Origin of the sequence: Neobacillus niacini (assembly GCF_023715785.1) — a bacterium.
GTDB lineage: Bacteria > Bacillota > Bacilli > Bacillales > Cytobacillaceae > Neobacillus > Neobacillus niacini_E.
On the sequence record NZ_JAMBOX010000001.1, the window covers coordinates 412,089 to 426,892 of the forward strand.

Annotated in this window: 15 protein-coding genes; 4 read left to right on the plus strand and 11 right to left on the minus strand. The window is 43.9% G+C overall.

What is annotated here, in order from left to right; translation table 11 throughout:
* Window positions 1–80 precede the first annotated feature (80 nt).
* From M3234_RS02040 to M3234_RS02055, 4 genes are read right to left on the minus strand one after another with little or no spacing between them, the layout of a single operon-like run.
* Window positions 81–767: an ABC transporter permease gene (locus M3234_RS02040; protein ID WP_262303076.1), complete on the minus strand. Its 687-nt coding sequence runs from the start codon at window positions 765–767 to the stop codon at window positions 81–83.
* Between the two features lie 5 nt (window positions 768–772).
* On the minus strand, window positions 773–1,699 hold the full coding sequence (locus M3234_RS02045; RefSeq protein WP_262303077.1) for an osmoprotectant ABC transporter substrate-binding protein: 927 nt from the start codon (window positions 1,697–1,699) through the stop codon (window positions 773–775).
* A gap of 15 nt (window positions 1,700–1,714) precedes the next feature.
* Window positions 1,715–2,368 carry an ABC transporter permease gene (locus M3234_RS02050; protein ID WP_262303078.1) on the minus strand — a complete coding sequence of 218 codons (654 nt, stop codon included), beginning with the start codon at window positions 2,366–2,368 and terminating at the stop codon, window positions 1,715–1,717.
* Between the two features lie 12 nt (window positions 2,369–2,380).
* Window positions 2,381–3,520: a betaine/proline/choline family ABC transporter ATP-binding protein gene (locus tag M3234_RS02055; protein WP_262303079.1), complete on the minus strand. Its 1,140-nt coding sequence runs from the start codon at window positions 3,518–3,520 to the stop codon at window positions 2,381–2,383.
* A gap of 256 nt (window positions 3,521–3,776) precedes the next feature.
* Between M3234_RS02055 and M3234_RS02060 the strand changes: the two genes are divergently transcribed.
* A complete protein-coding gene (locus M3234_RS02060; protein ID WP_262303080.1) occupies window positions 3,777–4,313 on the plus strand; it encodes a GbsR/MarR family transcriptional regulator in 537 nt (178 codons plus the stop codon).
* Between the two features lie 128 nt (window positions 4,314–4,441).
* On the opposite strand, the gene M3234_RS02065 is transcribed toward M3234_RS02060, so the two are convergent.
* Window positions 4,442–4,957 (minus strand): DoxX family membrane protein, encoded by a 516-nt coding sequence (locus M3234_RS02065; protein WP_262303081.1) that lies wholly within the window; start codon window positions 4,955–4,957, stop codon window positions 4,442–4,444.
* 257 nt (window positions 4,958–5,214) lie between these two features.
* Window positions 5,215–5,676, minus strand: a complete 462-nt coding sequence (locus tag M3234_RS02070) for a hypothetical protein (RefSeq protein WP_262303082.1) — start codon at window positions 5,674–5,676, stop codon at window positions 5,215–5,217.
* 290 nt (window positions 5,677–5,966) lie between these two features.
* On the opposite strand from M3234_RS02070, the gene M3234_RS02075 reads away from it, so the two are divergent.
* A complete protein-coding gene (locus tag M3234_RS02075) occupies window positions 5,967–6,452 on the plus strand; it encodes a sigma-70 family RNA polymerase sigma factor (protein ID WP_262303083.1) in 486 nt (161 codons plus the stop codon).
* A gap of 210 nt (window positions 6,453–6,662) precedes the next feature.
* Here M3234_RS02075 and M3234_RS02080 read toward each other — a convergent pair whose 3' ends face one another.
* Window positions 6,663–8,309, minus strand: coding sequence for a matrixin family metalloprotease (locus tag M3234_RS02080; protein WP_262303084.1), 1,647 nt, complete (start codon window positions 8,307–8,309; stop codon window positions 6,663–6,665).
* Window positions 8,310–8,584: 275 nt separating this feature from the next.
* On the opposite strand from M3234_RS02080, the gene M3234_RS02085 reads away from it, so the two are divergent.
* Both M3234_RS02085 and M3234_RS02090 read left to right on the plus strand, forming a co-directional pair.
* A complete protein-coding gene (locus tag M3234_RS02085) occupies window positions 8,585–8,725 on the plus strand; it encodes a hypothetical protein (protein ID WP_262303085.1) in 141 nt (46 codons plus the stop codon).
* Window positions 8,726–9,136: 411 nt separating this feature from the next.
* Entirely contained in the window at window positions 9,137–9,475 is a 339-nt protein-coding gene (locus M3234_RS02090) for an SDR family NAD(P)-dependent oxidoreductase (protein WP_262303086.1), read from the plus strand.
* Window positions 9,476–9,812: 337 nt separating this feature from the next.
* Here the strand turns inward: M3234_RS02090 and M3234_RS02095 are convergent, their stop codons facing one another.
* The 4 genes from M3234_RS02095 to M3234_RS02110 all read right to left on the minus strand — a co-directional run bounded on the left by M3234_RS02095 (window position 9,813) and on the right by M3234_RS02110 (window position 14,798).
* Complete coding sequence (locus M3234_RS02095) at window positions 9,813–10,406, minus strand: hypothetical protein (RefSeq protein WP_262303087.1); 594 nt, start codon at window positions 10,404–10,406, stop codon at window positions 9,813–9,815.
* 271 nt (window positions 10,407–10,677) lie between these two features.
* Entirely contained in the window at window positions 10,678–11,622 is a 945-nt protein-coding gene (gene manA, locus M3234_RS02100) for a mannose-6-phosphate isomerase, class I (protein WP_262303088.1), read from the minus strand.
* Between the two features lie 50 nt (window positions 11,623–11,672).
* A complete protein-coding gene (locus M3234_RS02105; RefSeq protein WP_262303089.1) occupies window positions 11,673–12,536 on the minus strand; it encodes an ROK family protein in 864 nt (287 codons plus the stop codon).
* A 330-nt stretch (window positions 12,537–12,866) separates the two neighbouring features.
* Complete coding sequence (locus M3234_RS02110; protein ID WP_262303090.1) at window positions 12,867–14,798, minus strand: NAD-binding protein; 1,932 nt, start codon at window positions 14,796–14,798, stop codon at window positions 12,867–12,869.
* Between the last annotated feature and the right edge of the window lie 6 nt (window positions 14,799–14,804).

Here is a 14,804-nt window from a genome sequence, read left to right on the forward strand (position 1 = left end):
CGCCTATGAATTCTCCTACCTACACGAAAATCAACAAAAGTCCATCCGCAGAACTACACGGGATGGACTTCTCACCTGGCCTAAGCGGCCTGTTCTTGGATATTGTTCTTCAGACTGCCTTTTCGCTTTTTAATCGGTGACAGCTTTCTTTCCAGCCAGCCCATGACCAAATCGGCCAAAACTGCCATCAACGCGGTGGGGATGGCGCCTGCCAGAATAATCGCTGTTCCGTCCGTCACATTGGTGCCGCGCAGGATAATGTCGCCCAAACCTCCTGCACCAATAAAGGTCCCGATGGTGGCAATCCCGATGGTGATGACCAATGCGGTTCGAAGTCCGGCCATAATCACGGACATTGCCAGCGGCAGCTCGACCATCCACAGCACCTGGAACTTCGTCATCCCCATCGCTTTACCCGATTCTAGTAACGCATGGTCGACATTGCATATTCCTGTATAGGTGTTTTTAATGATCGGCAACAAGGAATAGAGGAATAAGGAAAAGACAACCGTATTTGTGCCAAGTCCCATCACCAGCATCAGCACAGCCAGCATCGCCAGTGCCGGAATTGTTTGGATAATATTCGCAAGCGAAATGACCCACGTGCTCAGCCGATTGTATCGGGCAATGACAATACCAGTCGGGATGGCGACAATCGCAGCAAATAGGACGCCATAGGCCGACATCAGGAAATGCCGGTAAAACTCATGCCAGACGTAGGCCCCATTTTGCGAATAGTAATAAATAAGATCCTGAATCGTCTCCATCCTCCTCACCCCTCCCCTTCAAAATAATCGTGTTCTTCTAAAAATTCCTTCGCAACAATCGCCGGTTCCTTCATTTTTCCGTCTGCCTCGTAATTCAGTTCCTGCATTTTTTCAGTACTGATTTGGCCAGACAGCTTTTCAAGGATGCTTTTCAATTCTGGATGTGCCTTTAAGGCATCGTTGCGGGCGACAGGTGACGTATCATAAGGAGGGAAGAACAGCTTGTCGTCCTCCAACACCTTCAAATCAAATGCCTTGATGCGTCCATCAGTGGTATAGGCAAGAACGACATCCATTTTTCCGTTGGCTGCCGCTTGATACACCAAGCCAATCTGCATTGGGAAAGTTTTGCCGAATTCAAAGCCGTACTCGTCAACAAAGCCCTGATAGCCGTCCCCTTTCCGCTTTAACCAGGCATTGTCGACACCTAATTTCAAATCGGAAACCAATGGTTCCAAATCCGAAACGTTTTTTAGGTTTTCTTTTTCCGCCAATGCTCTCGTCACTGTAAACGCGTAGGAATTCGCAAATCCGTATGAAGGAAACCATGTTTGGTCAAAGCGTCTTTGAAATTCACGTTGGACAGTCGCCAACGCCTCCTCAGGGTCTTTGACCGGCTCCATCGCTAGTGCCCCCGCAAGGTCTGTTCCAGTGTAACGTGTTGCCGAAATATCGATATCCCCATTCATCATGGCCTGATGCTGAACAATCGAGGATCCTAAATTATTTACCATTTCCACTTTTGCATCGGTGTAATGTTCAATCATCAAACGAACGATGTTCCCCATAATCTGGGACTCCGAAGACCCCAGTGTGCCCACCTTAATGGTGTTAGCAGCACCTCCGCTCAAACCAGGCAGGGAACAGCCGCTCAGGGCAACAAACATCGCCAGCATGATGACCATCACCAAATGTGTTTTCTTTTTATACATACATGCGCCCCCTCCCTAAGCTGCTTCTCTCATCTTTTTCATTCCTGCAGGGGTTACCCAACCTTCGACTTTGCCCAATAAAAGGTCGGTCAATAACGCTAAGATTGTGACCGGAACCGCACCAGCAATAATGAATTCGGGCTGATAAAGGTTCAAGCCGCTGAAAATATAATCTCCGAGACCCCCTCCGCCAATAAACGAAGCTAAGGTGGCCCAGCCAATTAAATACACAGTGGATAAGCGGATTCCTGCCATGATGACCGGAATCGCAAGCGGCACTTCCACTAACCGAATCCGTTCCCATCCAGTCATTCCCATCCCGCGGCCTGCCTCGAGCAGGCTCTTCTGCACGCCACTTACTCCCGTATAAGTGTTTCTCAGGATAGGTAGGACCGAATAGAAAAAGAGGGCAATAATAGCCGGGGTTTTCCCAACCCCTAAAAGGGGAATAAAGAATGCAAGTATGGCGAAACTTGGAACAGTTTGTATTACCCCTAATACCCCCATCACAAATCCTGCCCCTTTCGGAAACCGCGTCAGCGCCACTCCGAGAGGCACAGCAATGAGAATGCCCAACAATGCGGCAATAACCGAAATATATAAGTGCTCCCATGTCTTATACAGCATTTCACTGCCATTTGTGCCAAAGAATTGGAGAATTGTATCCATTTGTCTCCCCTCCTACCCTATTTTTGACAAGTCATCTACGCCCCAAATCGAATCATAGACAATATCTACTAAACTAGCTCTTGTAACAATCCCGACAAGACGATGTTTGTCATCGACAACTGGGACGTATTTCATGCCCATTTTTAAGATTTTACGGATAGTATCACGGACAAGCGCCCGTTTACTAACGGTAAAAATTTCTGTGTCCACGACCTCTCTAACGAAGCTTGCCTTTTTCCGATTTTGGTCAATCATTTGGACATCAATATACCCTTGCAGCACCTTCAACTCATCGACGACAAGCAAGGAATCGACACGATGCTGCTTCATTAATTGAATCGCTTCGGAAAGCGTCCGTTCCCCAGTAATGGTGATTGGACTTGGATTCATAATTTGGCCGACGGTTTGGATATTCGGCCTTGCCTGGACGAGACGGTCTTTGCCGATAAACTCCTCGACAAATTCATTGGCAGGATTGCGCAAAATTTCATCAGGTGTGTCACATTGAACAATTTGCCCGTCCTTCATAATCACGATTCGATCGGCCAATTTCAGGGCTTCATCCATATCGTGCGTAACAAATACAATCGTTTTATCCAGCTTTCGTTGCAGTTTTTTAAATTCTTCCTGCAGGGATTCGCGGGTAATCGGGTCTAATGCGCCAAACGGCTCATCCATCAAAATCAGGGGCTGATCTGCTGCCAAGGCGCGCAGGACGCCAATCCGCTGCTGCTGGCCGCCGCTCAATTCATGCGGATACTTTTCTAAATAATCGGGTGTCATGTCGACAAGCGTCAGTAATTCCCGGGCCCGGGTACGGCGTTGTTCTTCGGGGACTTTTAATAATCGTAAAACCAAGGAGATATTTTCTTGAATGGTCATATGCGGGAACAAGCCAATTTGCTGAATGACATAGCCGATTTCCCGTCGCAGCTGGACCGGGTCGCTATCCATAATGTTAACACCATTAATAAAAATCTTTCCTTCGGTTGGTTCAATCAACCGGTTAATCATCTTCATCGTCGTCGTTTTTCCGCATCCGCTCGGTCCGATAAAACAGATGAATTCCCCTTTGCTAATTTCCAAGTTGAGATCATGAACCGCCCGTTTCCCTCCTTTATACACCTTTGAAACATGGTCAAATTTAAGCAAATAAAGCACCTCCAATAATATGAAATATGAAAATTATATAAATTCAGTATAGCGTAAAATTTGTAAAATAAAAAGTTTATAAATTGTATTAATTGCTGAAAATGCATAAATTATATGAAATATATAAGGTTTTTTGTCACTTTTTCTTAAAAATTCTCCCATTTCCTCGTTGTTTCTGAATGATATTCCTTTTCAGCTTTTACGAAAAGTGTGATATAGTGGCAAGGTAGATGGGTAATTGGAAGGGTGAGTTCTTTTGGTTGAACAGCCATTAGAGAAGATTAAACGGATCGAAGAGCAGTTCGTGGAGAAAATAGCCGATAACATGCAAACTTACGGGGTTACAGCTACTGTCGGGAGAGTACTCGGTATCATATATATGAATCGAAAACCAATGACATTGGATAATTTATCTGAGGAGACCGGGATGAGCAAAACCCGGATGAGCCAGGTCGTCCGCGAGATGGTCGATTTCAATATTGCCGAGAAGGTTTTTGAAAAAGGAGTCCGCAAAGATTTATATAGTGTAGAGCAGGATTATTATCAAACCTTCATTTCGTTGTTTACCTCCAATTGGCGAAAGGCAATCCAGAAAAACAAAATATTTGAGAAAAAGATGGCCGCTGAACTGCAAGCTTTGCTTGAAACCGAGGCATTAGATAAAGATTTGGAACAAAAGATTCATATACTATTGAAGGAAACGAAGGAATGGCACGATTATTATCAATGGTTGGCCGAGCTGGTTGAATTCTTTGATAGCGGAGAAATCTTTAATCATGTCCCAAAGCGATAGGGTCGGATAAAGCACTAAGTCACAGCGCTTTTCACATTTTTAATTGCGATTCCAGTTTGACGCTTTCAGGTGACAGGCGCTGGAGGCAAAAAAAAGCCAGGAGAACCGATGTCCTCCTGGCTTTTGCTTTATGCAGCTGATCTTGTTGTGTCTTTGTGATTGTTTAATTTAGCTGTCTTGCGGATGAACGGAATCACCCAGCGGTCCAATCCGTAACGACCGGCGTTGTAGCCTGCAGCTAGGATAATGAAACCTAAGAAGATATCTGTTGGGTTATGAGATACGGTACCGGCTAAGAAGAAAGAGAAGTTCATTACTAAGCCGAAGAACATGGCAGCTGTCGTTAAGCAACCTAATAGTAAACCTAAACCGATTAGTGTTTCGCCCCAAGGGACAAGGACGTTAAAGATATCTACATTTGGAAGTGCAAATCCTTTTAAGAATTCTACGTACCAGCCGTAAACCACAGCGCCATCAGGACCTTTTACAGGATTAGCGGTTACTCCTTTTAAGAATCCAGAAGCGTCGAACCCGCCAGTGATTTTATGAAAACCTGCTGTAAACCAAGAGTATCCAAGATATAAACGAATGACTAATAGAATGGCAGCTGAAATCTTATTTTCTCTTAAAAATTTGTTAAACATTTTTGTTTCCCCCTTATATTTTCTTGCTCCGTATGAATGTTTGCTCCTTACATTTACAATATATAGCATTACCCCTGTTATTAACATAGCCATAGTGTTATGTTCACAAAGTGTTAAAAATGGTTTGACAAATATTTGAACAACTCGCCAAATGCACTAATATACAGTGTAATCTCGTTTGTTTTCCTCATTTAATATGGTGATTAAAAAAAGCCCGGCTAGCTTTAATCCGCTAGCCGGGCCTTTGTTGCGTTCCCTTAAAGAAACCTTCCAGTGCCGCTCTTTGCTAATCTCTGAGAAACTCTTCCTAACAAAGTGATCCCAATGATGAAAGGAGTTGTCCAAGAGTTAATGATACTAATCATAGTTAAGCTCCAGAAGCCCCAGTAGTATACGGTGTATAGCGAACGTACAAGTCCCAATATTAGGATGACGCTTGACGTGGCGAAACACAGTTTAGGCAATCGGTCTAAGAGGGACTTCCGTTTTTCTACGAAGTCTTTTCTGCGGCGAATCCAGTCAATCCAATGCTCCAGCAGCCATACAATCGACCAGCTTAATAACGGCACTTTCATAATGTATCCGTACGCAGTCTGGGTGGCAGGATCTTGCAAGATATTGCTGCCTACCATTAAATTTAGTACTACAGCTAATCCGATTGCCACAAAGAACAGTACAGCCATCCATGTAAGAACGACCGACACATTAGCCAGATTCATTTATTATACTATAAGGTTTGGTCTCTCAGTTTTTCCGTTTACCCAGTCCTTCTAAAAATTTGTCTCTATCAGCCCCCCTTCTAGGATAAAAAATGTAAATTCATATAGAAATTGTCCCAAAATCACAAAAACGACCTCAAAAGTGGATTTTCAAGGCCAAAACTGACGGTTTGCCGCCGTAATGCTGTTCAAAAGCGAAAAAGCGTCATTCGCTGGAATTGGCGATTCCCGATATGGTAGAGGTACCCGGGAATACATGGAAAAGCGCGCTTTCCTGAAGGGATCTACCTTTGGAAAGTTTTGAACAATTAGCGGAACAGTACAAGCCGATGATTCACAAAATCATCAACTCGCTGCATATTTTTAGAAACCAGGATGAATTCTATCAAACCGGCCTCATCGCCCTCTGGGAGGCTAACAATCGGTTCGACCCGAGCAAGGGGAATTTTACAAATTACGCCTATACTTTTATTAAAGGCAGGCTGTTGTTGCAGCTGGATAAAGACATAAAGCAGTATCGCCGGAGTATTTGCCCAAGTGAGGAGTTTTGGGAGAATACAAGTGAATACTATACAGACCAACCATTAGAAGCAGAGATGCTGCAAACCTATTGTGAAGCATTGACGCCAAACCAACGAAAATGGGTATTTTATACGGTGATCGATGATCTGTCAATCAAGGAAATGGCTGAAAGGGAAAATGTCTCGGTGTCGGCGGTGAAGTTGTGGCGTTCGGGGGCGAGAAAGAGGATGAAGGAATTAGAGATGGATGAATAAACCGGGACCTTCCTAGGTTAAAAGCAATCTCTATTTATTCCGTAATGTGTCGTAACAGGATCTCGCGGCGGGATTGGCAAAGTCCCAACCTTTTTAGAAGGCTGGGACTTGAATACCTTAACAGGATTCGATCATTTGATGAACCGCCTTTAAGCTTGGAAGGCAGGTTGGTTTTCTTGTGTTCTACAAAATTTTACGGACACGTCCTTGTCAGAGGGTAGTCCAGTAGATCGTATTGTCGCCATCTATCCCCTTCCAAGCCATATGTGTAAAACCTCCTGTATCGAACACCGTAGGTCCCTGCGACGTGCCAACATTGTTCACCCTGATTTGGCCGGTAAATTCATTCCCGTCATAAAGGCTGAAGTAAATTCCCTGGTCGCCCGGAATCCCTTTCCATGCGAGGAGAATGCGATTGCCTCGTACGGTAGCAGAAGGGCCGCTGCTGCTGCCAATGTTTCTCCAAACCCCGCCGCTTGTCTCGTTGTCGATGTAAGCAACAACCCTCTGCGGCTGCCAGATCGCCCCCGGGCCGTTGTCCAGCCAAGAGTAATAGACATTGCGATCGCCCTCGACGCCTTTCCAGAACATGTAAAGCCGGTTTCGGAACGCCACTAGTGCGGGAGAGGCTGATGTACCAACACCTCGAATTTGTTGCTGCGGAGTCCAACCTTCTCCCGTAAAGGTTGACCAGTAAATACCTTGATCGTTGCGAACACCCTTCCAAGCCATTCGGATGCCGCCAAAATTGGCCAGTGCCGGCCTGTTGCTGGATCCGACACCGGCAATCCTTTTCTGGGGAGTCCAGCCGCCAATTCTTTTGGTCGCATAATAGAGTCCCTGGTCGTCCCGGACCCCCTTCCATGCCATGAAAAGCCCGGACGAGTTCGAATCTAGCTTTATAGTTTCGAGGGCCGGGCTGTCCGAGGAGCCAATCCCGTCGATTTTTTTTTGGGGAGTCCAGATATTGTTGACCAACTCAGACTCGTAGATGCCCTGATCGTCGCGTGATCCCTTCCATAACATGTGCAAGGAAATGGAAGAAGAGGTGAAGTTCCAGCTGGCAGTCGTACCGAGCGCCGGTCGATCGCTGGTGGCACGGTCCCCGAGCTGAATCTGCGGACGCCAACCGTAAAGATTACGTAGGGCGTTTGCGCTTTCCGGATCAATTGCCGAGATACTCAAATCGTACGGATACATCACCGACGCACGGCTGTTCGAATGGGATAATCCAAGTATATGACCAATTTCATGCAGCGCAACTGAGAGTAGCTTCTCTCTCGTCCAGTGCTCGGCGCTGTCAAAATGGAGCCGGCCTTCAGGAGGGTAGGCCCCGGTAGCGAGCACTCCGCCCTGCGAGCCGAACCTGCTGTAGAGCTCGGTGCCGCCGAAGCGGATCTGGATGTTACCGCCGTTCGGAACAGGGGTAAATACGAAAAATGAATTTACTGCCTGCCATTGGGCAAAGGCAGCGTTGATAGTAGCGGTCACATCGGCGGCGGATAGGTTGCAGCCGGTTGGGTTGATGGAGTAGGAAAGCCTCCCGCTTTGCCAACGGCCGCCAGGTGACCCATACGTCTTAATTTGAATACTGCTCATCGATTCGCTCGGTACGTCGCAGCGAGGCCTGCTGATGGTATCGTTGATGTATTGAATATGGCTGGATTCGAGGTCCCGGACCTTCCAACTCGCCAGACGGTCATGATTGACAATCCCGTCCTTCGGCAAAACATCCGTCAGTGCCTCTATGACCGCAGGAGGCAGTTCATCGTCATGGTTCAAATCCCGTACATCGTCGGTGTTGATTAGACCGTGCTTGACTAATTGACCCTGCAGTTCTCGAAAATTTATCGGCATCTTAGATCCTCCATTCTATTGTGTTAATCCAAGGCTTCTCAATATCTCACGACCAAAAAGAGCAATTCTAACAAGCCGAAACGTTTTTTTGCGATAGATATCCGTGAATTCGGACGTATTTTTGTTTTTTCACTTTAGTCACTGTGGCTCAGTCTTAATTATATTTAACATAACTTCCTGTTAGTACTTTTAGCATGGCTTGTGTTTCATTAATTTTGGGTGAGAATTTTGTCAGAAAAGCAGTGGAAATCAATTGGGAGCTAAAGGAGGAGGCTTTGGAAAAAGGTGAAGGAAGGCAAAGGAATCGCAAATACTGGGGCAAACTGAACATAGAGATGCCCTACTTTTTAGGACTGAAAAGGGATGCCTTCTATACCAAGGCATCCTTTTTGTTTAATCAATACTTAACCAGCTAGCATTTCTCCTTTCATATTTGATTCTTCACTTTCCACGTTTGCCTTATCGGATTTAATAACGAACATACTAATAAAAATCGCAATCGTGAAGAAAGCCATAATGACATATAATACCATGTCATAGGATTGTCTTTTTTCTAGAATAAAAGCACTTAACTGATTGCTGGTAAGTCCCACCAATGCCCAGGCAGATAAGGCCAATCCATGTATAGTAGAAACACTTTCTAAACCAAAGCGGTCAGATAACAATGGCGGTAGAGATGAAAAGCCGCCACCGTAACCTTAATAACAAAGCTTTTCATGCAAAGATTGAACAACTTCCCAGAAAACCATTTAGAATTTCATACATTTAACCTACATATGAATGTTTAATGGGGTCATTTTACATAACAAAAAAGTTGGGGGAATGGTATGAAAGTATTCAATAAAGTCATTGTGGTAACAGGTGCTGGCGGAGGGATTGGGAGAGAGCTCATTCGCCAGCTTTTAGAAAGAGGAGCAAAAGTCGCAGCCATTATCCACAAATCCGGGCTAGAGGAAATGGAGTCATTCGCGACCGTCTATAGCGACAGGATTTCGACAAACAGGGCTAATATTGCGAACAGAGATGATGTGGAAAAGCTGCCAGACGAAGTGATCGCCGCTCACGGATGCATAGATGGAATGATAGGGGCTTTTGTTTACGATTGCAAACTTCGTTGCTGTCGTTTCGACTGGGGAACCGGGAGGATCGGATTCTATTATTCTTAGCTATTTAAGCGGCAGTTTTTGTTTGAAATGATTCCTTTAACAAATGATTCCATCGACTAATAGAATATGTAAAAGTTTAATCGAATTGACTCTCTATTTAGCTGCTGTTATCGAAAATTATTAAATAGAGAGAAACGCTGAAATATCCATATCCCAGCGTTCTTAATATTTAGGCTATTTTATAAAAGATTGTTGCTTTTCCATGTGAAAAATTCCAAGTAAGCTTTCTATGCGACCCAACTTTTATAAAAATCATCGTCCCAGGCGCATAGAAACAAACAACAAATTTTACGAAAACAGCCAATATTTATTATAAAACAGGTATTCTACCACGTTTTTAACTTGGTGATACGGCACTGTCTTTTCTGTAAAGACTTACACCAAGATAAACAAGTGCTAAACCAAGTAATAGAGAATTAAGGGGGACTCCTGCAACCGGTACAAACTCAAAAAATGGTGATACTGCAAAAACTAAGCCACCAAGAAAAGGAAGTTTCTTTGACTTCATTATATTAATTCCAATTAAGATTACACCTATAGCATATACAAGAAATGAAAGGACCATACCTTCGATTAAAGGTGATTCCGGAGGAGCTGATAACACATTCGGGGCTATTTTATTGATGTAGGGGTTAACAAATAAACCAAGATACTTCATTCCAAGTGAAAGTATTGTACCTGTTATTCCAATAATAAAACTAAAAGTAAGAAACTTTCCGCTCGAATTTAAATGATATAAATAAAAACCGATTAACGCAAAAAGCAATAATATTGCCCCGAAATAATCAAGGTAAATAGGAATATAATAAGGAGCCGAGCTATAATCTCTTTTGAAAAAACCAAACGTAAAAAGAACCCAAGCCACAAAAAGAAAAAGACCGGAAAGTAATGTTAACACACTGTACAGTTTAAAACTTTTTAAACTGGCCATCTGTTTTCCCCCTTTTGATCATACTTGAGTTAATATATGTTCAAAAAAATTTGGTTGTTACTCAAGATGCTACAAATATTGAATTAAAAAATTCGCTCTAAAAGACAAATCCTTCTATGGTTACAAATTGGCCTTCATCCACGACATTTTCCTACAACTTTTCAAAAAACATCCTTTATCTATTATTGGCAAAAAAAGAGCCATGCTGCTTAGCACGACTCTCATCGTTTACCGCATTAATCTTTAGCTGAGTGGGGATTTGACCCCTATATTACGTGTGCGATACGATTACTTCACATTCTCCGTCTATTTCAAATGTCCCAAAGCCAACAGGGATAATTAGGTTAGTGCCTTTATTCAAGTCATACTGCTCTCCCTGATGCAGGAGCTGGCCATTACCCCTGATGACACTTAGAAGCAAATACTTGTCATCAAATGAGAAAGGCTCCTGCCCTTTAATCTCCCATTTATAAACGGTAAAAAACTCCGAATCGACAAAGGTGGTAACCACGGCATTTTTGCGTTCTTCCACTCTTGGCTCGCTCACAGAATCATGATGCGGCACCGTTGTGACATCAATCGCTTTCTCCAGGTGCAGCTCACGCAGATTCCCTTGCGCATCACGGCGGTCATAATCGTAGACACGATAAGTGGTATCCGAGCTTTGCTGGGTTTCTAAAACGAGTGTCCCTTCACACAAGGCATGAATCGTTCCACTCGGGACAAAGAAAAAGTCTCCGGGCTTAATTTTCACCCGGCGAAGCAGCTCGTTCCAGTTTCCCGCCTCGATTTGCGCTACCAGCTCCTCCCTCGATCCTGCGTTATGGCCGAAAATCATATCCGCATCTTCTTTGCAATCGATGATATACCAGCACTCCGTCTTGCCTAGCTCCCCATTTTCATGGACCTTTGCATAAGCATCATCAGGATGCACCTGAACGGACAAATCCATATTCGCATCTAGAATCTTCGTCAATAACGGAAAGACTGGCTGATCTGGGCGGCCAAACAGTTCCGGATGCTCTCTCCAAAGCTGGTCCAACGTCATCCCGGCATACGAGCCGTTTTCAATCACAGACGGGCCGTTCGGATGGGCTGAAATGGCCCAGCATTCCCCTGTATGTTCATTCGGTATCTCGTATCCAAACTCATCATGTAATGCTGTCCCGCCCCAAATTCGCTCTTTAAAGACAGGTTTTAAAAACAATGGCTTCAAAACAACAACCTCCTACATTTCCAATTAACTTCAACTAGCACCTCGTGCCATTATTTGCTTTTCAAGGACCGTTGCGCCAAGATCAACGCCCCGGTGATTCCGGCTTCATCACCCAATCCCGGCCGAACTATATAGCTTGAAAGCTCCGGTAATGATACGTACCCCTGCAACAGTTCTGGCAAATATTTGTAGATGGAGGTGAATACTTGCTCTTGGTGACTTACTCCACCGCCAAGGATAATTTTTTTCGGAGAAAGAATCAGAATGTATTGCATGATGGCTTGTGCCAGGTAGTAGCCTTCCAAATCCCAGACTTCCGCCCGCGCCGCCAATTCAACGCCTTTGACTCCCCAGCGTTCCTCAATCGCCGGCCCTGCCGCAAGACCCTCCAAGCAATCATGGTGATAAGGGCACCTGCCCTGATAAGGATCATCCGGATGGCGCCGCACCAGGGTATGGCCCATTTCAGGATGCGAAAGCCCTTGAAGCAATTGTCCCTGGACAAATGCTCCGGCACCGATGCCAGTCCCGACCGTTATGTATAAACAGCTGTCCAGTCCTTTTGCGGCACCGAGGCTAGCTTCCCCTAATGCCGCGGCATTGACATCTGTATTAAATCCGACTGGAACAGCAAACGCATCCTTCATCGCTTGGACAAACGGATAATCCTTCCACCCGATTTTCGGAGTAGATGTAATAAAGCCGTATGTAGGACTTTCCTGATTGATATCAATCGGTCCGAATGAACCAATCCCAATCGCATCTACTGAAAAGTTTCGAAAAAACTCGATGACCTTCCCCATTGTTTCCTCCGGAACAGTGGTAGGAATCTGAGTCCGCTCTACAATATTTCCGTTTTCATCGCCAACAGCACAGACAAACTTTGTCCCGCCTGCTTCAATTGCCGCTAACATATCGATTACCTCCAACTATCTAGATTGTGTCAAAAATCAAATCCTTTTAGAAGCACACCATTCCAACAGCCTGCATTTCCTACTTTTCTTTAAAAAACCCGGTCCATCCACAATATAAATTAGAGTTCCCCATCCTTACTATACCAAACATGCAATCAAATGGAATATTAGTTCCTTTATCCATTCAATTTTCCCGATTTTCTTGCTCAAGATCCACTTTTATTTGCGATTTCGCACCCTATTTGCTTACTGATTTGCACCTTTATTACCTATCTCACCCAGCCCTTATCTCCAGCGCTCTGCATAGCACGATGCTTGGCCGCACTCATATTAGGAGGAAGCCGAACCAACTTCCTCCGCCCTCACAATCACAAACCCTGCGATTTCCATCGTTTCATATAACTTGAGAACAACGTCACGATCATACTGCTTATAGTCTTCCTCTCGAATGGCACTGACTCTGTCCAATTCCTCGTAAGGTACGATGCAGCCGTGTAGCTTTTTCTCCAAATCGACGACATCATCCTTAGTTACGTGCTCCAGCGTGTCCCAACCTCTTATATAATGAAAGGTATTCCAGCGCTGATGTTCGACTGTGGCAATGGCTTCTTTTTTACTTGAGGCGATCTCTTCGAATTCAGGAGAAGTCAATATCTGCCTATTTCCCACCTGATCCTTTTTCACAGCCTGCAGCCCCAAGAGCATCAATTTGACAAATGCATGATTGAATTGATTGCGGTTTGATTCTTTCTTGAAGGTTGAGAGATCCTCCCATGTTTCAGGAGTTTTACCCGACTCTTCTTCTTTGACCTTTTGATAGCCCTTATGAACCTCTTTGGCAAATTCCTCCTGACTGTCGTTAATCACATTGTCATAATCAAGGACAGATTGAACCTCCCCAAACAAATGCAACTTACAGAACTTCGATTGATTTTCTTGAAGCCACTCACTGATTTGTCCTTCTTCACTCATTTTTAAATAAATCGGGATATGCGGAATCTTCCTTGTTAATTCAATTCCTTCCTTCAAATCCTGGAAGTCATCCTTCAAACATATAAAAATATGAGTGAACTCGCTCGAAGATTGCTGAAGATATTCATAGATGGAATTAACTTCGATATCGAGCTGCTGAAACTGGATGTCAACGAACTTTTGGCTTTTTGGATAACTATCAAACCAAAGCTTTTGGACTTTTGGTGCCTCTTTATCCAGTACCGTTATTTTTAGTAGCTCGGTATTCATAAAATGGGAACGTTCAACAGCTTGAACGGCCATATGCCTCCCAGTTTGTCCAAATCCAACAAAAAGCAAATGCAGCGGCTGACCCGTTTTCTTTCTCAGCCTATCCTCATACCCGTCATATAAAGGGTAATCATCGAGAATTTTTTCCGCCGCCAAACGGTATAAATTAAATGGCTTTATGGTCACTTTTTTATGAATCGCTAAATCCTCTTCCATTCCCTCAAACAGTTCATAAAATTGATTATGAACGAGATGCAAGATGACCTGCTTGGCCCGTAAGCGAGACCAGTCTTTCCCTACAAACTCATCTAAAGCAAGAATCTCATTTAAATTCTTGGAATCATCCTCATGGAAAATAATAAACACACTTGCTTGAAGAAGCTTACTCTTTTTGTATAAAAGCGGGTTCCCTTGGTTTCCAATAAACACGATGACCCCCAAACTTTGTAAATACCTTTTTTGAGATTCAGAGATATCTTCTGTTAAAAGCATCACCTGTTTATTTTGCTTTCTTAAGTTTTCGATCAGTGCTTTGCTATGCCTGTTATATCCTGAAATGACGATATGCCCTCCAAAAGTCCCGTACCACAGAAGCTTCATGGATTGATTAAAGTAGGTATAAACAAGCGAAAACACGGTGGAAATCGTACAAGCAGCAGCTGTAAACCGTGCCAATTCTATAGCGAATGGATATTGAATAAACTGACCTGCAGTCACTGGAAAAACAGGATCGACATCTAATAGAAACAAGCGGAAAGTCGAGTATATGGCATTCACTAATGAATAATCACCATCCGCTAAATATCTAAATCCGTAAAACCCTGCCGAAATAGCAATTAGACCAAAAAGCACTTGAAGTCTATTTTTTGGTATCACGCTTAAAAGTAAACCATATGTAAGAAAAATAATAGTTAATATAATAGAAAGAACACGATCTGGGGTACTTAGCTGGACATGGCAAATCCATGTGGCAGCCACCATTAAAACAGCAAAAATATAATAATAAATGATTGATTTCATAATGAG